The 17,769-nt window shown below is 63.4% G+C and carries 17 protein-coding genes and 1 tRNA gene; 8 read left to right on the top strand and 10 right to left on the bottom strand.

Going from position 1 to position 17,769, the window contains the following annotated elements; genetic code table 11:
* Positions 1-16: 16 nt before the first annotated feature.
* On the bottom strand, positions 17-580 hold the full coding sequence (locus tag PTE31013_RS07880; protein WP_150612280.1) for a phasin family protein: 564 nt from the start codon (positions 578-580) through the stop codon (positions 17-19).
* Positions 581-1,062: 482 nt separating this feature from the next.
* Here PTE31013_RS07880 and PTE31013_RS07875 point away from each other — a divergent pair, with 482 nt between their 5' ends.
* The 4 genes from PTE31013_RS07875 (at position 1,063) to pbpG (ending at position 5,328) form a co-directional block, all read left to right on the top strand.
* Positions 1,063-2,004, top strand: coding sequence for a histone deacetylase family protein (locus PTE31013_RS07875; protein WP_150612279.1), 942 nt, complete (start codon positions 1,063-1,065; stop codon positions 2,002-2,004).
* Positions 2,001-3,020: a DMT family transporter gene (locus PTE31013_RS07870; RefSeq protein ID WP_425495547.1), complete on the top strand. Its 1,020-nt coding sequence runs from the start codon at positions 2,001-2,003 to the stop codon at positions 3,018-3,020. The genes PTE31013_RS07875 and PTE31013_RS07870 overlap by 4 nt, the downstream gene beginning before the upstream one ends.
* A 161-nt stretch (positions 3,021-3,181) precedes the next feature.
* A complete protein-coding gene (locus tag PTE31013_RS07865) occupies positions 3,182-3,886 on the top strand; it encodes a nitroreductase (protein ID WP_150612662.1) in 705 nt (234 codons plus the stop codon).
* A 188-nt stretch (positions 3,887-4,074) separates the two neighbouring features.
* Positions 4,075-5,328 carry a D-alanyl-D-alanine endopeptidase gene (gene pbpG / locus PTE31013_RS07860; protein ID WP_150612278.1) on the top strand — a complete coding sequence of 418 codons (1,254 nt, stop codon included), beginning with the start codon at positions 4,075-4,077 and terminating at the stop codon, positions 5,326-5,328.
* A 218-nt stretch (positions 5,329-5,546) separates the two neighbouring features.
* Here the strand turns inward: pbpG and PTE31013_RS07855 are convergent, their stop codons facing one another.
* Complete coding sequence (locus PTE31013_RS07855; protein WP_150612277.1) at positions 5,547-6,374, bottom strand: IclR family transcriptional regulator; 828 nt, start codon at positions 6,372-6,374, stop codon at positions 5,547-5,549.
* Positions 6,375-6,541: 167 nt separating this feature from the next.
* Here PTE31013_RS07855 and PTE31013_RS07850 point away from each other — a divergent pair, with 167 nt between their 5' ends.
* The 3 genes from PTE31013_RS07850 to PTE31013_RS07840 all read left to right on the top strand — a co-directional run bounded on the left by PTE31013_RS07850 (position 6,542) and on the right by PTE31013_RS07840 (position 10,520).
* Positions 6,542-8,215 (top strand): hypothetical protein, encoded by a 1,674-nt coding sequence (locus tag PTE31013_RS07850; protein WP_150612276.1) that lies wholly within the window; start codon positions 6,542-6,544, stop codon positions 8,213-8,215.
* 90 nt (positions 8,216-8,305) lie between these two features.
* The gene (locus tag PTE31013_RS07845) at positions 8,306-9,031 is read left to right on the top strand and encodes a (Fe-S)-binding protein (protein ID WP_150612275.1); all 726 of its coding nucleotides are present in this window, start codon (positions 8,306-8,308) and stop codon (positions 9,029-9,031) included.
* Positions 9,032-9,110: 79 nt separating this feature from the next.
* The gene (locus PTE31013_RS07840; RefSeq protein WP_150612274.1) at positions 9,111-10,520 is read left to right on the top strand and encodes a lactate utilization protein B; all 1,410 of its coding nucleotides are present in this window, start codon (positions 9,111-9,113) and stop codon (positions 10,518-10,520) included.
* Between the two features lie 125 nt (positions 10,521-10,645).
* Here the strand turns inward: PTE31013_RS07840 and PTE31013_RS07835 are convergent, their stop codons facing one another.
* The 6 genes from PTE31013_RS07835 to PTE31013_RS07810 all read right to left on the bottom strand — a co-directional run bounded on the left by PTE31013_RS07835 (position 10,646) and on the right by PTE31013_RS07810 (position 15,695).
* Positions 10,646-11,305, bottom strand: coding sequence for an amino acid ABC transporter permease (locus tag PTE31013_RS07835; protein ID WP_150612273.1), 660 nt, complete (start codon positions 11,303-11,305; stop codon positions 10,646-10,648).
* A gap of 113 nt (positions 11,306-11,418) precedes the next feature.
* Positions 11,419-12,216, bottom strand: coding sequence for a transporter substrate-binding domain-containing protein (locus PTE31013_RS07830; RefSeq protein WP_150612272.1), 798 nt, complete (start codon positions 12,214-12,216; stop codon positions 11,419-11,421).
* Positions 12,217-12,266: 50 nt separating this feature from the next.
* Positions 12,267-13,295, bottom strand: coding sequence for a quinone-dependent dihydroorotate dehydrogenase (locus tag PTE31013_RS07825; RefSeq protein ID WP_150612271.1), 1,029 nt, complete (start codon positions 13,293-13,295; stop codon positions 12,267-12,269).
* A 185-nt stretch (positions 13,296-13,480) separates the two neighbouring features.
* Entirely contained in the window at positions 13,481-14,257 is a 777-nt protein-coding gene (locus tag PTE31013_RS07820; protein ID WP_150612270.1) for an arginyltransferase, read from the bottom strand.
* Complete coding sequence (aat, locus tag PTE31013_RS07815) at positions 14,254-15,018, bottom strand: leucyl/phenylalanyl-tRNA--protein transferase (protein ID WP_150612269.1); 765 nt, start codon at positions 15,016-15,018, stop codon at positions 14,254-14,256. Before aat ends, PTE31013_RS07820 begins: the two co-directional genes overlap by 4 nt.
* Before the next feature lie 59 nt (positions 15,019-15,077).
* The gene (locus tag PTE31013_RS07810) at positions 15,078-15,695 is read right to left on the bottom strand and encodes an NUDIX hydrolase (protein ID WP_246174246.1); all 618 of its coding nucleotides are present in this window, start codon (positions 15,693-15,695) and stop codon (positions 15,078-15,080) included.
* A 200-nt stretch (positions 15,696-15,895) separates the two neighbouring features.
* On the opposite strand from PTE31013_RS07810, the gene PTE31013_RS07805 reads away from it, so the two are divergent.
* Positions 15,896-15,972, top strand: a tRNA-Met gene (locus tag PTE31013_RS07805).
* A gap of 118 nt (positions 15,973-16,090) precedes the next feature.
* On the opposite strand, the gene PTE31013_RS07800 is transcribed toward PTE31013_RS07805, so the two are convergent.
* Both PTE31013_RS07800 and PTE31013_RS07795 read right to left on the bottom strand, forming a co-directional pair.
* On the bottom strand, positions 16,091-16,975 hold the full coding sequence (locus PTE31013_RS07800; RefSeq protein ID WP_150612267.1) for an EamA family transporter: 885 nt from the start codon (positions 16,973-16,975) through the stop codon (positions 16,091-16,093).
* Positions 16,976-17,415: 440 nt separating this feature from the next.
* Positions 17,416-17,676 (bottom strand): pyocin activator PrtN family protein, encoded by a 261-nt coding sequence (locus PTE31013_RS07795; protein ID WP_150612266.1) that lies wholly within the window; start codon positions 17,674-17,676, stop codon positions 17,416-17,418.
* Between the last annotated feature and the right edge of the window lie 93 nt (positions 17,677-17,769).

Here is a 17,769-nt window from a genome sequence, read left to right as displayed (position 1 = left end):
CGCGAGACGCTAGCGATTACTTCTTGGCGCTGGCGGTAGCACGCGACGCCTGGGCGGCAGCCTTCGTCGCGACGTTGGTCGCGGCGGCGAAGTTCGTCTCGGCGATTTCAACGGCTTGCTTGGTGGCCTTCTGCACGCTGTCGAACGCGCTGTTTGCCGCCGACAGGGCCGACTTGGCCAGGGCAACGGCCGACTCCGAACCGGCCGGGGCGTTCTTGGCCAGATTGTCGAACAGCACTTGCACGTTCTGCGAGCTTTCCGCCAGTTGGGCTTCGGCCACCTTGGTCACTTCGGCTTGCGTCGACGAAGCGATTTCGTACAGGTGACGGCCATACGCGATCGCCTTTTCGGCGGCGGGCTGGACGAGGTTGGCTTGCAGTGCGAGCAGCTCTTGCGCGTCTTTCACGGCGAAGGCCTTCTGCGCGGTCGAGGCGGACTCGGCCAGCGATGCCTTGACAGCTTGCAGGTTAAGCTCAACCAGCTTTTCCATGCCTTCGAACGCCTTGTTGGTCAGGCCAAAAAGGGTTTCGAGATTGGCTTTGTGGGCGGCAGCGAATTGCTCGGGGGTCAGAAACGACATGGCGTTCTCCTAAGATGGTGTCATATACAACGTATCGACCCACTCCGTGTTCGCTGATGAGTTCTCACCTTATCTCGGTGAAAACACGGTTGGGGCCTCTCAAATTGGTGCGATTTCTTTTGTGCATCGCACAATTGCAAGTGTAGAGATATTTTTGCCACTGTCAAGTCTTTTTTGTGCATTGCACCAATTCAACAAAAGCTTACAAATCAATCGGTTGGAATCCCGTGAAGAACGTGTGACACCGCGTTGCGGCGGATCGTCGGCGATGCCCGGAAAGGCTTCCGCAGTGCGGCTCTGCACCGTTTTGGCACCCGGCGCACCAGGCGCGCGAATGTTACTATCGTTGGGTTCCGGCACTGGGGGACGTCTGCGCGTTCAGTGACGCGCGACCTTTCGGGGCGCGTCGCGCGCGGTCCGTGCGCCCGCGCCGATGTCGTTCAACGCCTTTTGGGTGCCGCCACTGCCGGCCATTCGCGTCGATGCAAGCGTTTTTCAGCGACCATTTCGTCCTGCCGTTGCCACCCGGGCATCGGTTCCCCATGGAAAAGTATGCCCGTCTGCGTGAGCGTGTGGCTGGTGAGTTGCCGCACGTCGAGCTGGCCGAAGCAATGTCCGTAGACGACGTGATGCTCGGTCGCGTCCATTCGCGTGAGTACGTGGCACGCGTAAGTACCGGTCAACTGGATCCGAACGCGCAGCGCACGATCGGATTCCCGTGGTCGCCGCAGATGGTCGAGCGCTCGCGCCGGTCCGCAGGGGCGACGGTGTCCGCCTGCCGGGCGGCGCTCACCGACGGCGTGGCTGCGAACCTCGCGGGCGGCACGCATCACGCTCATGCCGACCGCGGCGAAGGCTTCTGTGTGTTCAACGACGCGGCGGTCGCGGCCCGCACGATGCAGGCCGAACTCGGCCCGGGCACGCGCGTCGCGATCATCGATCTCGATGTGCATCAGGGCAACGGCACGGCGGCCATTTTCGAGCACGACCCGAGCGTCTTCACGCTGTCGCTGCATGGTGAGCACAATTACCCGTTTCACAAGGTGCGCGGCGATCTCGACGTGGCATTGCCCGATGGCTGCGGCGACGACGACTACCTGGTCGCGCTCGGTCACGCGCTGACCGATCTCTTCGCGCAATTCGCGCCCACGCTCGTCATCTATCTCGCTGGCGCCGATCCGCTGGCGAACGACCGGCTTGGTCGGCTGGCATTGACACATGACGGTTTGCTCGCCCGCGACCGCCGTGTGCTGACGGCTTGCGCCGAGCGCGGACTGCCGGTGGCCATCGCGATGGCGGGCGGCTATGGTCGCGACATCGGGCAGACCGTCGCCGCGCATTTTGCGACGATCCGTCTCGCCAGTCAGTTCCAGCGGGCGGTTCGCCGTGGGTACCGCGCGCCGGCGGACGGTGTCCTCGTATGAGCGAGCACCGCACTGTGTCACATCGTCCGGCGAATGCGGCCCATGGCCGCGCGACGGCCGGTGCCGGACGCGCGGCGATCTGGCGTGCTGCCATGCCGTGGTGGTTCGTGCTGATCTGGAGCACCGGCTTTATCGTCGCCAAATACGGCATGCCGAATGCCGAGCCGCTGACCTTTCTCGCACTGCGCTTCGGCGGCACGCTCCTGGTCATGTTGCCCATCGCCTGGCTGACGCGCACGCCCTGGCCGCGGCAGCGCGCAGGGGTTGGGCTGGCTGGGCAAGCGGGACCGGCTGGCGCCGTCGGGCGCATCGACTGGACGCTCATTGCGCATCTTGCCGTGTCCGGCACGCTGATCCAGGCGGTGTATCTCGGCGGCGTGTGGGCCGCGATCAAGCATGGCGCGCCCGCTGGGCTGGCGGCGCTGGTCGTTGGCATCCAGCCTTTGTTGACGGCGCTCTTTGCCCGCGTGGTGGGGGAGCCGGTTTCGCGCCGGCAATGGCTGGGTCTGCTTTGCGGATTCGTGGGCGTTGGGCTGGTGGTGGCCAACAAGATCGGTGTTCGCGGCGTCGGCGCGGGCCCGGTGATCCTGTGCGTGTTGAGCCTGCTTGCGATCACGGCGGGCACGCTCTACCAGAAGCGATTTTGCGCGCATTTCGATTTGCGTGTCGGTACGCTCGTGCAGTTCGGTGCCGCCTTTGCGGTGACGCTGCCCGCCGCCTGGCTCCTCGAGACGATGCAGGTGCGCTGGAACGCGCAAATGATCGGCGCGCTCGTGTGGTCGGTGTTCGCGCTGTCGATCGGCGCCATTTCCTTGCTGTTCGTGTTGATCCGGCAGGGGGCTGCGACCAAGGTGTCCAGCCTCATGTACCTGACGCCTCCGACGACGGCGGTCATGGCCTGGCTGCTGTTCGGCGAGACGCTTTCGCCGCTGAGTGCCGCCGGTATGGTTGTGGCGGCGCTGGGCGTTGCGCTCGTCATCGAGCGGCGGGCCATTCCGGCAGCGCTCGCACCATGAACCGGGCGACGCATTTCTCTCATCGTTTGCCGTGAGCCAGACTAATGAAACCGCTATACCAACACCCGCATAAGGATGCCGCACAGCCCTTGCCGCAAAATGCCGCCGAGGCCGCCGACTTGCACTCGCAGCCCGCGAGTGGGGAAGGGACACATCGCCCGATGACCGGTGACGATGCCGAGCAGCGCGTGGCCCATGTCGACGAGGCCATTCGCAGCCGACGATCGATTCGGGCATACCTGCCTACACCGGTGCCACAGCGGATGGTGGCGGACATTCTCACCGTGGCTTCGCGTGCGCCGTCGGGCAGCAACATTCAGCCTTGGCAGACCTATGTGTTGACCGGGCAGGCATTGACCGCGTTGACGTCGCGCCTGCTGGAGGCGTTCAACGATCCAGCGCAGCGCTTGATGCACCAGGAGGAGTACGCGTACTACCCGCGCGAGTGGACGGAGCCCTACCAGGCACGGCGTCGCAAGGTGGGGTGGGATTTGTATGGACTGCTTGGCATCGGGCGTGCCGACAAAGACCGTATGCAGGGGCAGCACGCGCGTAACTTCTGCTTCTTCGATGCACCGGTCGGCTTGATCTTCACGATCGATCGGCATCTGGAGCAGGGGAGCTGGCTGGACTACGGCATGTTCCTGCAGAGCGTGATGGTCGCAGCGCGCGCACGTGGGCTCGATACCTGCCCGCAGGCCGCGTTCGCCACGTTCCACCAGGTGATTGCGGCAGAACTGCGGTTGCCGGAAACCCGAATGGTGGTGTGCGGCATGGCATTGGGTTATGCGGATCCGAAGGCCATCGAAAACCAGCTTGTCACGGAACGTGCACCGCTGGATGAGTGGGCGCATTTCCGAAGCTGAACTGCGTGCGGATATTGGCGTTTATTGGCGATTTGTGGCGAATGTGTAATTTGGTGCGCTGCGCTGCACAAAACTACCAGATGCCAGTTTAAGTATTTCAGCTAAGTCATTCATATTGCTTATTTTTTGGGAAGTTACTAAACTTCTTCCAAACTCGTTGCCTGTCAACCTTACGCTACCCCCAATTTATGTACGCGATCACCACCCTTGCGCGTCTGTGCCGCTCCCGCCTCTGGGGTGCTGCCGTCGTGGCGATCTCGCTCGCCGCCGGTGCCCCGGCCGTTGTCCAGGCTGCCGGCAAGACGAGCGTCTGCTCGTCCAAGGCAGCCAAGACGGCCGCCCAGAAGCGCGCGTGTGCCAATACCAAGTCGACGAAATCCGTCGCCGCTTCCCCATCCGGTGGCAAACGTGCCGTTGCCAAGACGGCATCGCACGCGAAGGCTGGCGCCAAAGCGCGCAAACTGGCTGCCGTCGAAGTCGAGTCGGCCACCAAGCGTGTCGCCGTCAAACATGTCGTCTACAAGCACGGCAAACGCCGCGTCGTGACGTCGTATCGCACTGTCAACTTTACGCCGCAGGCCCAGGGGCGTCTGTCCGCCGGTCGCGCGTTCGGTCTGCACGAATCGCCTGATGCGCTGGCGCTGCGTTCCTCAGTCGCCTATGTCGTTGACGAGCGCACCGGCGAATCGCTGTTCGACAAGAACTCGCAAGCCGTGCTGCCGATCGCATCGATCTCGAAGCTGATGACCGCGATGGTGTCGCTTGACGCGGGCATTCCGATGACGGACGTCATGGAAGTGACGGACGATGATCGCGACTATGAGAAGGGCACTGGGTCGCGTCTGTCGGTGGGGTCGCGCCTGTCGCGTGAAGACATGCTGCACATTGCGCTGATGTCGTCGGAAAACCGAGCGGCCGCTGCGCTCTCGCGTTACTTCCCGGGCGGCCGTCCGGCATTCCTTGCGGCGATGAACCGCAAGGCGAAGCAGCTCGGCATGAACGACACGCACTTCAACGATCCGACGGGACTCTCGAGCCAGAACGTGTCGAGCGCTCGTGATCTGGTGAAGATGGTCAAGGCTGCGTATCAGTACCCGTTGATTCGCCGCTTCTCCACGGACAGCAATTACGACGTCAATACCGGTCGTCGTGAGCTGCACTACGTCAGCACGAATCACCTGATCGGTCACCCGGGCTGGGAAATCGGTTTGCAGAAGACCGGCTACATCAATGAAGCGGGGCAGTGCCTCGTGATGCAAGCGAACGTCGATGGCCGTCCGGTGATCATGATTCTGCTCGATTCGACCGGCAGGTACTCCCGCTTCGCCGACGCCACGCGTGTTCGCAAGTGGCTGCTCGAAGGGGGCGGCGCGACGCCGCAACGCACGGCAGGCACGGCGCCGACGGCGCAAGTCGCGACGAACAACGAACACGCGCTGTAAGCCGTGTTGCGTTGAGTGGCGCGGCGCGGATCGCGCAAGCTGCCAAACAAAAGGCGCTCCCTCGGGAGTGCCTTTTGCATTCTGCCACCGGATTTGCCCGGCCTGACGTCTGGAGCGCGTCGGCATTTCACGCCAACGCGCCGCCAGTGCGTCTCACGCACGGCATGCCCACCACCGGCATGACATCCGTGTGGCCGACGCGCGGCGCGGATTCGGGTTTATTCGGCCGTCGCCACTTGCGACACGTTGCCGCCTACTTGGGGATTCGGCGCGTGAAAGCCCAGCGAAGCGGAAATCTGTAGCGCCGTCTCGTTCAGATTCGCGAGCCACGCGTCCTGCAGACGGTCGGCCGGCGCGGACAGCGAGAGCCCGGCGACAAGCTTGCCGCTGTCGTCGTAGATCCCCGCCGCAATGCAGCGAACGCCAAGCTCGAGTTCCTCGTTGTCGCGTGCGTAGCCGGACTTGCGCACATGGCCCAGTTCGCGCTCGAGTTTTTGCAGATCGGTGATGCTGTTGCGTGTGTGCCCCGACAGGCCCGTTCGCGTGGCGTAGGCGCGCACGCGCGAGGCTTCGTCCGCCGCGAGGAAGAGCTTGCCGACCGACGTCAGATGCAAGGGGGCGTGACCGCCGATGGCGCGCACCACCTGCATGCCCGAGCGTTCGCTGTAGGCGCGCTCGATATAGACGATTTCATCGCCTTGGCGCACCGACAGGTTGACCGTCTGCCCGGTCATGCGGTGCAGGCCGCGCATCGGCGTGAGGGCCGCATCGCGTACCGACAGCCGCGCCTTGACCAGGTTGCCAAGTTCGAGCAGGCGCATGCCCAGGCGATACGTGCCCGGGTCGCAACGATCGACAAAGCGGCAGGCCACCATGTCGTTCAGGATGCGGTGCGCGGTGGACGGATGGAGTTCAGTGGACTGCGCCAATTCCTTGAGGCTAACCGGATCGGCATGAGCGGCAAGTGCATCGAGCAGACGCATCATGCGCTCGATGACCTGAATGGACGTGCGCGACTCCGTGCTTTGACTACCTTCGTCTTTCATGGGGGAGGGCCGAGTTTCGTATAGGGTCGATTCTATATCATATTGTGAAAAACTCGCACCCTTCGCGTAGAGGAATTCTGCGAAAGGTGGGCGTGCCACGGGAGAGCGTCGCTGCCGCAGTAACGGCTGGTAGAAACCGAAAGTGGTCGCTCGCCCGGACGACTACCATGGCCTTGTCATTCATTTCGGTGTTCGGCTGGATCGGAAGACGAGACCGGCACACGCTCAAGGAGGCGCGGGGAATGTACAGGTATGGGTTTTCGCCGGTGGCAGCGAGTTGGCCGCCGCCGAGGTGTGCACGTAGCCGGGAGGCAGTCACTCACGGAAAATCGATTGCCGACAAACATGCGGAAATCGTCAGTCAGTTTCAGCAGATCGCCAACGCGAAGGGGCAATTGGGATTGGACTGCGATGCGCTTCACCGCTTGGAGAACGCGTTCTTTTCGACCTACAGGAAGGCGACGTCAGGGTACTGGGGAGGAGGCCTCTGGGACGGGGTCTATCGATATGCCGGCAACACGAGTCGACCGGGGCCGTACTGGCGGGTTGGCGAGCAGTTGAACGATCACGATGTCGGCAGCCTCACCCCGTCCGCCAGACGCTTTTCGGCGATTCTGGGACATCTGACGCAAGCGCTGCGCAAGGAGCAGGAAATCCTGGCGAAATGTCTGGCTATGGCGCAGTGCTCAGTGGCGCTCGGCGAGGCGACCTTTGACGACCCCGATGCCCAAAGGACGGCGAGCCAGCGCCTGTCGGTCGAGCGTGCCGATGGCGTCGCCGAGATCGAGCGATGCCTGGCAGGTGTGCGCGAGTCGATCGCACTGGCGTCCAAGGAGGTCTGGCCGGAACAGAAGCACTTCGGCAAGCGCCTTGTCATTACGACTTCCCTTTACTCCGTGGCGGCGGCCGTGGCGGTGGCGGGACTGTTTGTGTCGGGGGGCATTCTCGGTATCGTGGCGACGGTGATGACGCTAGTGATTCGCGCGGTCAGCCTCGGAAGTATTCGTGGGTTCGATCGTGAGCGAGGATGGAAGTCTGTTGAAAGTCTGTTGGCAAGTACCAAGCAATTCATTGAAACGGAGGGGACTATGATGAGAACGTATTTGGACGTGGCGGATCGGCGTGCCGCGCTCGAACGAGAAGATATGGTGTGGAATCTGCTGAAGGGCATCAAAAGTGACCTCGGCCAGGTGGGGGGGCGGGTGGACTCGCTCGATAGTCGGGTAGGCTCCCTTTCGAATCAAATGGAAACGGTGGCGAATCGACTGGATGACCGAGCGGATACGCTCACCGATCAAGTGAATACGCTCACTGGTCAAGTGGACAACCTCGCCGATCGGTTCGACGGCTTCACCGATCAATTCGGTAGCCTCATCGATCGGGTCGACACGCTCACCGGTCGGGTTGACACCCTCGCCAATCGATTCGATACCCTGACGACGGAAGTCAATGCTGGGTTCGCGAGCGTCGACGATAGATTCAAAAATGTCGATACCGGATTCGACAGCGTCGACACCAGATTCGACAGCGTAGGCGCCAGATTCGACAGCGTAGGCGCCAGATTTGACAGCGTCGACGCCAGATTCGACAGCGTCGACGCCAGATTCGACAGCGTCGATACCAGATTCGACAGCGTCGATACCAGATTCAACAGTGTCGACGCCAGACTTGACGGTTTCAGAAGCGATTTGCAGCGGTTGTCGCGAGCGCAGGAGTCGATGGCGGCGCGCCTGGCCATGGCCCCGTATCCTTTGGTGGCAGCGCCAGCCGCCGAGCGTCGGGAGTTGGTGCGCACGAACTCGTTGAGCGCGCTGGGCCACGCCATGCCCCGGATGGCGTAAGCGTCTGCGCGATATGCGGGAATCCACGCTGGGCCGGACCGGCCCAGCGACTTATAATGGCGCATTATTCCCGGAAAGAGGATTCCCCCAATGCGCGTCGGACTCTTTGTCACGTGCCTGATCGACCTGATGCGTCCGGAGATCGGCTTCTCGACGCTCAAGCTGCTGGAGACGGCGGGCTGCGAGGTCGTGATTCCCGATGCCCAGACCTGCTGTGGTCAACCCGGCTACAACTCCGGCGAACGGGCCATCGCCCGTGATCTCGCCCAGAAATTCCTCGAGGAGTTCGAATCGTTCGACTATGTCGTCGTGCCGTCCGGATCGTGCGGTGGGATGGTCAAGGCGCACTACGGCGACCTCTTCGCCGACGACCCCGAACTCATGGGCCGCTACGAGCGTCTGCGTCCGCGCGTATTCGAGTTGACCGATTTCCTGGTCAATGTGCTGCACGTCGATACCGTCCCCGGCGATTACAACGGCGAAGTGACCTATCACGATGCGTGCTCGGGCCTGCGTGAGCTGGGCGTCAAGACGCAGCCGCGTGCGTTGCTCGCGAAAATGCCGGGCGTCAAGATGACCGAAATGAAGGACTGTCAGGCTTGTTGCGGCTTCGGGGGCACCTTTGCGCTCAAGTACGGCAACATCTCGACGGCCATCGTTGACGAGAAGTGCGCCAATATCGCCGCGAGCGGTGCGCCGGCGGTCGTGCTGGGCGACCTCGGATGCATGCTCAATATCGAGGGGCGTCTGCGCCGCACCGGCGACACGAAGACGCGCGTGCTGCACATTGCCCAGGTGCTCGCCGGCGATGTATGAGCTCGTCAGCGCCCGCCCGACCCTTACGCTCGTGTGCGCGATGACGCGTGCCGGCCGCCATCACCTCCAGTGAGTCGCGATGCAAGTTCAATCGATGCAGTTCAAGGCGCGTGCCGGGCAAAAGCTCGCGGACCAGCGTCTGCAAGCCAACCTCAGGAAGCTCTCGACCAAGTTCGTGACGGCGCGTGCCGCCGCGATCGAGGAGATCGACTTCGAGGCCACGCGCGAGGCCCTCAAGGCGCGTCGTAACCGCGGGCTGGAGACGCTCGATGTCTGGCTGGAGATTTTCGAGCGCGAGGCCACGCGCCGTGGCGCCACGGTGCTGTTCGCGGAATCGACGCAGGACGCCGCGCGCCTGATTGCGGAGATCGCCCGCAAGCATGACGTCAAGAAGGTGATCAAGTCGAAATCGATGGTCACCGAGGAGCTGCAGCTCAACAAGGTGCTCGCCGATATGGGCGTGCAGTCGGTCGAGACCGACCTGGGCGAGTATATCCTGCAGATCAACGACAACGAACCGCCGTCGCACATCATTGCGCCGGTTGTGCACAAGGACAAGGACGAGATTGCCGACCTGTTCGCGCGCGTTCACCACAAGCCGCGTCTGACCGAGATTCCGGCGATGACGCGCGAGGCGCGCGAGATGCTGCGGCCGCAGTTCCTGTCGGCGGACATGGGCGTGACTGGCGGGAATTTCCTGGTGGCCGAAACCGGTTCCGTGGCCGTGGTGACTAACGAGGGCAACGAGGGCATGTGCACGATCATGCCGCGCGTGCATGTGGCGGTGACCGGTATCGAGAAGGTGCTGCCCACGCTCGAGGATCTGGCGACGGCCATGCGCCTGTTGCCGCGCTCGGCGACCGGGCAGGGAACGTCGAACTACTTCTCGCTGCTGACCGGCACGCGTGCCGAGGGCGAGCTCGATGGCCCCGACCATATGTACTTCGTGCTCGTCGACGGCGGCCGCTCGGGACTGATCGGCGGTGCATTCCAGGACATGCTGCGTTGCATCCGTTGCGGCGCGTGCATGAATCATTGCCCGGTGTATCAGAAGATCGGCGGCCACGCCTACGGCTGGGTGTATCCGGGACCGATGGGCTCGGTGCTCACGCCGAGCTATGTCGGCCTCGAGAAGACGCTCGATCTGCCCCAGGCAGCCACATTGTGTGGGGAGTGCAATCGCGTCTGCCCGGTGGGCATTCCGATTTCCGATTTGCTTCGCAAGTTGCGCGAGCGCCAGGTGGATCGCGGTTTACGGCCGTGGCAAGAGCGCACGGCACTCGCCGCATGGGCGTTTGCGGCGCGTCGTCCGCGGCTTTACGCCACGCTGGCCGGCATTGGCGCGCGCGTACTCCGTTGGATGGGACGTGAGCGTGGCAGTCTCTCGAAACTGCCGTTCGCCGCAGGGTGGAGCGACACGCGGGAGATGCCGGCGCCGAGCGGCAAGACGTTCCGCACAATGTATCGCGAGCGTCGCGCGCCGCGATAAGCGGATAAGCGTTCAGGGACGTGGAACGGCCGGTGGCGTCGACGTGCCGGCGTTCACGCCGTTGGCCGCGCCCCGAATGTCAGGGAATGGCATCCGGGGCGCCGGCTGTCTTGTCTGCGTGCGCGTCAGGTTCTGGCGGGCAATGCCAGACGCTTTTCGATGCGTCGCTGCACCGCCGACAACCCGGTCGACAGTACCCAGTAGATAGCGGCACAGGCGAGATAGAGCGGTAGTGGCTGATAGGTCGACGCAATGACTTCCTGGGCGGAACGCAGCAACTCGGTCACGGTAATGACCGAAACCAGTGACGTGTCCTTGATCAGGCTGATGAGGCTGTTGCCCAGACTCGGTACGGCGATTCGCAGGGCTTGTGGGGCGATGACGTAGCGCAGCGTCTGCCAATAGGACAGGCCGAGGCTGTACGCCGCGAGCCATTGCCCGCGTGGCATGCCCTCGAGCGCGCCGCGCATGCTCTCCGACAGATAGGCGCCGACGTTCAGGCTGAGCGTGAGCACGCCGGCAGGTGTCGGATCGAGCGCGATGCCGACGCTCGGCAGACCGTAGTAGACCACGAAGATCTGCACCAGCAGCGGGGTGCCGCGCATGATGCTGACGTAGGTGCGGGCGATGCCGCGCAGCACGCGGACCTTGCCGATACCCATGATCGCCACGACGACACCGATTGCCAGGCCGAACACCATCGACATCAAGGCGAACTTGATCGTAAGCACGGTGCCCTGCAACAGCACAGGCATGGATTGGGCGGCGAGTTCGAATGGATTCATGAGGGGATTGGGGGTGGTGTATCGTGGGCCGGAATGACGACGGCCGGCACCCGCGTGGTTTGCGTGGTGCCGGCCGTGATGCGACCGAAGTGTGTCGCCGCTCGGCTTGCCGGTTACTTCGCCGGCTTGGACGTGTCCTCACCGAACCACTTCATCGCGAGCTTACCGAGCGAGCCGTCCTGCTTCATGCCCGTGAGGGCGTCGTCGATGGCCTTCGCGAACTTGGGGTTGCCCTTGCGGAACGGGATGCCCACTGACTCGCTGGCGCCGTGCAGCACGGCGCCCGTACGCAGCGGCAGGTTCGACGTCTTGATCAGATACGCGAGCATCAGGCGATCGTTGAGGGCCGCGTCGATGCGACCGGCGGCGAGATCGCGCAGATACTCCGGCGCGCCCGGATACGTGCGCACGTCGATGCCCGGCACGGCCTTCGCAAGCTTGTCGTAGTTGCTGCCGAGACTGACGCCGAGCTTGTGGCCCTTGAGGGCTTCGAGCGAATTGAATTCGCGTTTGTCATCCTTGCGCTGAATCAGTTGCGCGGCGGAGAAGGTGTACGGCTGGCTGAAGTCGAGCGAGCGCTTGCGCTCGTCGGTGATGGCAACCTGATTGACGATGACATCGAATTTACCGGCCACGAGACCGCCGATGATACCGCTCCATTCCGTCGTCACGAACACTGGCTTCACGCCGAGACGTTCAGCAACGGCCTTGGCGACATCGACATCGAAGCCTTCGAGCTGGCCGTCGGCCGCGCGATAGTTGAACGGCGGGTAGGTCCCTTCGATCCCGATCTTCAGCACGCCTGCGGACTTGACGGTGTCGAGCAGATCGGCGGCGCGGGCGGGCGAGGTGCCCAGCAGCGCGACTGCAGCCAGCGGTACGAGGCACAGCGACTTGAGCCAGGTTTTCATGATGATGAGGTCTCCCTGTGACAAATGAAAAGGTCGCGGCGGGCGGCCGGTCAGGCCATACGCAGCGCTTGCACGCATTCTCGCACCAGCTCGGGTCCGCGGTAAATCAGCCCGCTGTAGATTTGTACCAGGCTGGCACCGGCATCGAGCTTGGCCTGCGCGTCGGCGCCCGACAGGATGCCGCCCACACCGATGATCGGCAGTGCACCACCCAGCTCGGCGGCCAGTGCGCGAATCACGCGATTCGAGGCTTCGAACACGGGTCGTCCCGACAACCCCCCCGTTTCGTTGGCGAACGGCAGGCCCGCCACCGCTTCGCGCGAGAGCGTCGTGTTGGTGGCGATCACGCCGTCGAAGCCGTGACGCGTGAGCGTGCCGGCGATGACCTTGATCTGTTCGTCGTCGAGATCCGGGGCAATCTTGAGCGCGATGGGCACGTATTTGCCGTGGCGATCGGACAGCGCGCGTTGCTTGTCCTTGAGCTTGCCGAGCAGGGCGTCCAGTTCATCGCCACCTTGCAACTGGCGCAGGTTCTTCGTGTTGGGCGACGAGATGTTGACCGTCACGTAGGTAGCGTACGGATACACCTTCTCGAGGCAGATGAGATAGTCGTCGACCGCGCGCTCGATCGGCGTGTCGGCATTCTTGCCGATGTTCAGGCCGAGCGGTCCCTTGTAGCGCGCCGACTGCACGTTCTGAAGGAATTGCTCGACCCCACCGTTGTTGAAGCCCATGCGGTTGATGATCGCTTCGGCCTGCGGCAGGCGGAAGATGCGTGGCTTGGGATTGCCCGGCTGCGGGCGTGGCGTGACCGTGCCGACTTCCACGAAGCCGAAGCCGAGCGCGGCGAGGCCGTCGATGCAGCTACCGTCCTTGTCGAGTCCGGCGGCGAGGCCTACGGGATTCGGGAAGCGGATGCCCATGACCGTGCGCGGATCTTCCGGCAGCGTCTGACCGATGAGACCGGCCAGGCCGAGCGAGGCAGCACTGCGCAGCGTGGCCAGCGTCAAGTGGTGGGCTTGTTCGGCATCAAGACAGAACAGGGCGCGACGGGCCAGGGGATAGAGGGGCGCAAGCACGATGTCGGGTTCGGCAGAATCGGGAAGTCGCCATTTTACCGGTATCCCGGTCGTCGAGCGCGCCTTTTTCTACGCTCTGCGTACTCCTGATTGGCTGTGTGCCGGCGCAGGAATGAGCGCGATGCGCACGTGTGGCCGCGCGGCGCATTGCACGGCCGACGGCACGCTCGACGACCGTGCCGGGGTTACGCGCCTGCGGCGTCGAGCATGGCTTCCGGCATGTCTTGCCACTGGCCCTCGAGCAAGCCCTGCAACGGCCGGAAGTTCGCCTTGTAGACCATCTTGCGGCTCGCTTGGATCCAGTAACCGAGATAGACGTGTGGCAGTCCGAGCGCCCGCGCCTGCTCGATCTGCCAAAGGATGTTGTACGTGCCGTACGACGCGCCTTCGACATCGGGCTCGAAGAACGTGTAGACCGACGACAGGCCGTCGCTGAGGATGTCGACCATGCTGATCATGCGCAGCGTGCCTGCGCCCTGGTGGCCGGGCGGCTCGCGAAATTCCACCAGGCGCGAGTTCACGCGGCTTTGCAGCAGGAATTGCTCGTACTGCTCGCGGCTGTCGTGATCCATGCCGCCGCCCGCGTGGCGCTGCGACTGATAGCGCATGTAGAGCTGGTAATGTTCTTCCGTGTAATGCAATCCGGAGACATTGACGGCGAGGCCGGCGTGACGTCGCCAGATGCGTCGTTGCGTGCGGCTCGCGGTGAAGCGCGCGATCGGCACGCGCACGGGCACGCAGGCCCGGCAGCCGTCGCAGTATGGGCGGTACGTGAACACGCCGCTACGGCGAAACCCGGTGCGTACGAGTTCGCTGTAGACGTCCGAGTTGATCAGGTGGCTGGGCGTGGCGACCTGCGAGCGTGCCGTGTGATTGTCGAGGTAGCTGCAGGGGTAGGGCGCCGTTGCGTAGAACTGAAGGGCGGACAGCGGGGAGAGCGGCAGTTCATTCGGATGGGTCACCGGGAAACCTCGTGAGCCTTGTCTGCTGCGTTACCGTAGGCCAGTGCGCCCAGCATCTGCTTGTCCAGGCGCCAGACCGGTGCGGGCGCGATGACCGCCTTCTGCACATGCGCCAGAAATGCCTGGCGGGGAATTTCGCCGCCGCCGAGCGACGCCAGATGGGCGGTGCTTTGCTGGCAGTCTATCACCTCTATTGCGTGCGCGCGTGCAAACGCGACGAGTGCGGCAAGGGCGATTTTCGACGCGTCGGTGCGGCGGGCGAACATCGATTCGCCGAAGAACATGCGTCCGAGCGCCACGCCGTAAAGGCCGCCGACGCGCTCGCCTTGATAGAAGGCTTCCACGCTATGCGCCAGCCCGGCGTCGTGCAGCGCGCGGTAGGCGGCGATGATCGCAGGTGTAATCCAGGTGCCGTCCTGGCCGCGTCGCGGCGCTTGCGCGCAGGCTTGCATGACGGCACCGAAGTCGGCGTCGAGGCGGATCTCCCATGCGTCGTCGCGCAGCACGCGGCGAAGCAACTTGCGGAAGTTGTGGCTGACGATGAAATTCTCCGGGCGCAGCACCATGCGCGGGTCCGGGCTCCACCAGAGGACGGGCTGGCCCTGCGAGTACCACGGAAAAATGCCTTGCCGGTAGGCGGCAAGCAGACGGTGCGCGGAGAGGTCGAGTCCGGCCGCCAACAAGCCCGGTGCCTCGCTCGAAGCGCCGAGCGCTTCGTCGATCGGGGGAAAGGGATCGTTTGCTTCGAGCCAGACGACCATGACGACGCTAGCGGTCCGGCGCGTCGGGCGACGTCGTGCGATGCGCCATGGCGTCGCGCTCAGACACGCAGCATCGGCGTGAGGATGTCCTCGGTGTGCGCCGTATAGACCGGCAGCGACGGCACCGGCACGCCGGAGACGACCGCCCCGTTTTGCGAGGCCTCGAGGTGCACGCCGAAGATGCCTGCGCGACGGTCTTCGAAAAAGAAGCGCAGCGTCTTGGCCACCGTCGGGAAGGCGATGTCATCCCAGGGAATCTCATGTTCCGAGAACAGGGCGACTTCCAGGCTCTCTTCGCCGGCGGCAAACTGCGGCTCGCGCATCTGCGCCAGATAGAAGATGTGGACTTGATTCACATGCGGCACGTTGAGCAGCGAGAACAGGGCGCCGACATCGACGTTCGCGCCGGCTTCTTCCAGCGTCTCGCGTGCGGCGGCCTGCGCCGTCGTCTCGCCGATTTCCATGAAACCGGCGGGCAGTGTCCAGTAGCCGAGGCGCGGTTCGATCGCACGCTTGCAAAGCAGCACCTGGTCGCCCCAGACGGGCACCGTGCCGAGCACGTTGCGCGGGTTCTCGTAGTGAATGGTGCCGCAATGCGTGCACACGTGCCGCTCGCGGTTATCACCGGGCGGAACGCGCAACTCGACCGAGTTGCCGCAGGCGGAACAGAATTGGATGGGAGGACGTCGGTTCATGGTTGCTGCGAGTGTATCATCGGCAACGCACGCTGTGCTGCGACGCGCTCGGTGGGCCGGGATATCCCCGGTTGGTGCCCGACGAGGTGGATTGGCGTTGGCCGTTGCGCATCGCGTAAAAAAATAATCGACGGGTTATGTTGCACTGCGGTGGCAGTTGTCATATAATTCAATTCTTCAGACGCGGGGTGGAGCAGTCTGGCAGCTCGTCGGGCTCATAACCCGAAGGTCACAGGTTCAAATCCTGTCCCCGCAACCAAATTCGAAAGCCTGATTTCTTCACGAAATCAGGCTTTTTGCGTTTTGGCCGGGGTTTGCTTGCACATCATCTGCGATGTGCGCGCGTCATGTCGAGCCAGCGCAACACTGGAGAAGGGTCATTGCGAAGTCGGCAACAGGCGCTGCTTGAGCTTCGCGCCGAACACGTTCACCACAAGGCCCGACATGACGAGTACCGCGCCCGCGATCTGTGGCGCGGCGAGTTGCTCGTCGAGTAGCAGTGCCGCCGACGCAAGCCCGATGATCGGCACGAGCAGCGAGAAAGGGGCGACCTGACTGGCCGGATAGCGCGTCATGAGGCGGCCCCACAGGGAATAGCCGACAAGCGTCGCGACGAATGACAAATATGCGACGGCGAAGATCGACGCCGCTGAGAGATGCGTAAGCGAATTCGCGATTTGCCGCGGGCCCTCAAACCAATACGACAGCAGCGCGAACGGAATCGGCGGAATCAGGCTTGCCCAGACGACGAGGCCAACGAGATCGACGTTGCCGATCTTCTTGGTGACGATGTTTCCCGTCGCCCAGGCAAGCGAGGCGCAGAGGGTGAGTGCGAAGCCGAGCAGCGTCATGGCGCCGTCGCCTTGCATGCCGATGACAGCGAGACCCGCCGCCGCGATCAGCAGGCCGGCGACGTTCTGTGCACGGAAGCGTTCGCCCAGGCACAGCACCGCGAGTCCCAGTGTGAAGAACGCCTGGGCCTGAAGCACGAGCGACGCGAGGCCGGCGGGCATGCCGACGTACATCGCGGTAAACAAGAGCGCGAATTGCCCGAACGAGATCGTCGCGCCGTAAGCGATCAGCCAGCGCCACGGCACTTGCGGGCGTTTGACAAAAAAGATCGCTGGGAAAGCGGCGAGCAGAAACCGGAGTGCGCCCAGCAGCATGGGTGGCACGCCGTGCAGTCCGACCTTGATGACGACGAAGTTCACGCCCCAGGCGAGTACGACGATCAGTGCCCGTAACAGGTCCTTCGGTGCCATGCTGGCGTCTCCTTGTGCGGCGTTGGTGTGAGCTATGGGAAGGCGAAAGTGTACTCCTGGGGCGTCGACGTGTGGGGGGGAGGCCCCCGAGGGAGCGCCGTGGGGCGCTCGCCCCGGCGTCTGACGGGGGCATGACGTATACTTCGTGTTTTGCGTTTCAAGAGACGTCGTCTTGCCGGGGCGGGGCGTCGTTTGCCGTATCTGAGGAATTTGCATGAACCTGCCTGCCCGCCGCGTCAGCGTCGCGCCGATGATGGATTGGACGGCTTAAAGGCGTAGAACGCCCGTCGTTTGGGCGTTTTGGGGCAGGGCGGTGTTCGGTGTAGCATGGATGTAGCACTTTGCTTGCGCAATTCGGGCGCGACACTAGCTGCATTGGATCCCTAGACGCAATATCTTTGCAACGATGCCCCCCGGACGAAAGGGGCATCGCGTTCAGCTCAGCCACACAGTTGTGCGCATTCTTTCACCGCCGCAGACCGCCGACGATCAATGTAAGCGGCGAGGTCCTCAACGTGAACTCCCTTGGCGGTTTTCTGTGATCCCTCCATTCGAACCAGCGGAAGGGCAACATCGCCGGAACCAATTTTCCTGAGCAGCTTCTCGGGGGTAAGGTGGGTGAAATAGTCGCGGCAAACTGCATCAATAGGAACTACAGCCGTCGCACCATACTGAGCCAAAAGCAGAAATGTTGTGTTCATGGGGCGGTCACCGTCTGATTCACTGGCAGTACTTGTCGCATGCGCAACGCACGCGTCTGAGCGCGGTTCTGGGTGCGTCCGGTCAGCGTCACT

Source organism: Pandoraea terrigena (assembly GCF_902459705.1).
GTDB classification, from domain to species: Bacteria; Pseudomonadota; Gammaproteobacteria; order Burkholderiales; family Burkholderiaceae; genus Pandoraea; species Pandoraea terrigena.
The sequence above is the reverse complement of the archived record's forward strand: the minus strand, read 5'-3'. Positions and strand labels throughout refer to the sequence as shown.

Coding starts and splice junctions, on each gene's coding strand:
- aat (WP_150612269.1), bottom strand. CDS start 15,018: ATGGTCGTCTGGCTCGAAGCAAACGATCCCTTTCCCCCGATCGACGAA.
- PTE31013_RS07865 (WP_150612662.1), top strand. CDS start 3,182: ATGACCGGTGACGATGCCGAGCAGCGCGTGGCCCATGTCGACGAGGCC.
- PTE31013_RS07800 (WP_150612267.1), bottom strand. CDS start 16,975: ATGGCACCGAAGGACCTGTTACGGGCACTGATCGTCGTACTCGCCTGG.
- PTE31013_RS07830 (WP_150612272.1), bottom strand. CDS start 12,216: ATGAAAACCTGGCTCAAGTCGCTGTGCCTCGTACCGCTGGCTGCAGTC.
- PTE31013_RS07855 (WP_150612277.1), bottom strand. CDS start 6,374: ATGAAAGACGAAGGTAGTCAAAGCACGGAGTCGCGCACGTCCATTCAG.
- PTE31013_RS07880 (WP_150612280.1), bottom strand. CDS start 580: ATGTCGTTTCTGACCCCCGAGCAATTCGCTGCCGCCCACAAAGCCAAT.
- PTE31013_RS07875 (WP_150612279.1), top strand. CDS start 1,063: ATGCAAGCGTTTTTCAGCGACCATTTCGTCCTGCCGTTGCCACCCGGG.
- PTE31013_RS07870 (WP_425495547.1), top strand. CDS start 2,001: ATGAGCGAGCACCGCACTGTGTCACATCGTCCGGCGAATGCGGCCCAT.
- PTE31013_RS07840 (WP_150612274.1), top strand. CDS start 9,111: ATGCAAGTTCAATCGATGCAGTTCAAGGCGCGTGCCGGGCAAAAGCTC.
- PTE31013_RS07850 (WP_150612276.1), top strand. CDS start 6,542: ATGGCCTTGTCATTCATTTCGGTGTTCGGCTGGATCGGAAGACGAGAC.
- PTE31013_RS07845 (WP_150612275.1), top strand. CDS start 8,306: ATGCGCGTCGGACTCTTTGTCACGTGCCTGATCGACCTGATGCGTCCG.
- PTE31013_RS07795 (WP_150612266.1), bottom strand. CDS start 17,676: ATGAACACAACATTTCTGCTTTTGGCTCAGTATGGTGCGACGGCTGTA.
- PTE31013_RS07835 (WP_150612273.1), bottom strand. CDS start 11,305: ATGAATCCATTCGAACTCGCCGCCCAATCCATGCCTGTGCTGTTGCAG.
- pbpG (WP_150612278.1), top strand. CDS start 4,075: ATGTACGCGATCACCACCCTTGCGCGTCTGTGCCGCTCCCGCCTCTGG.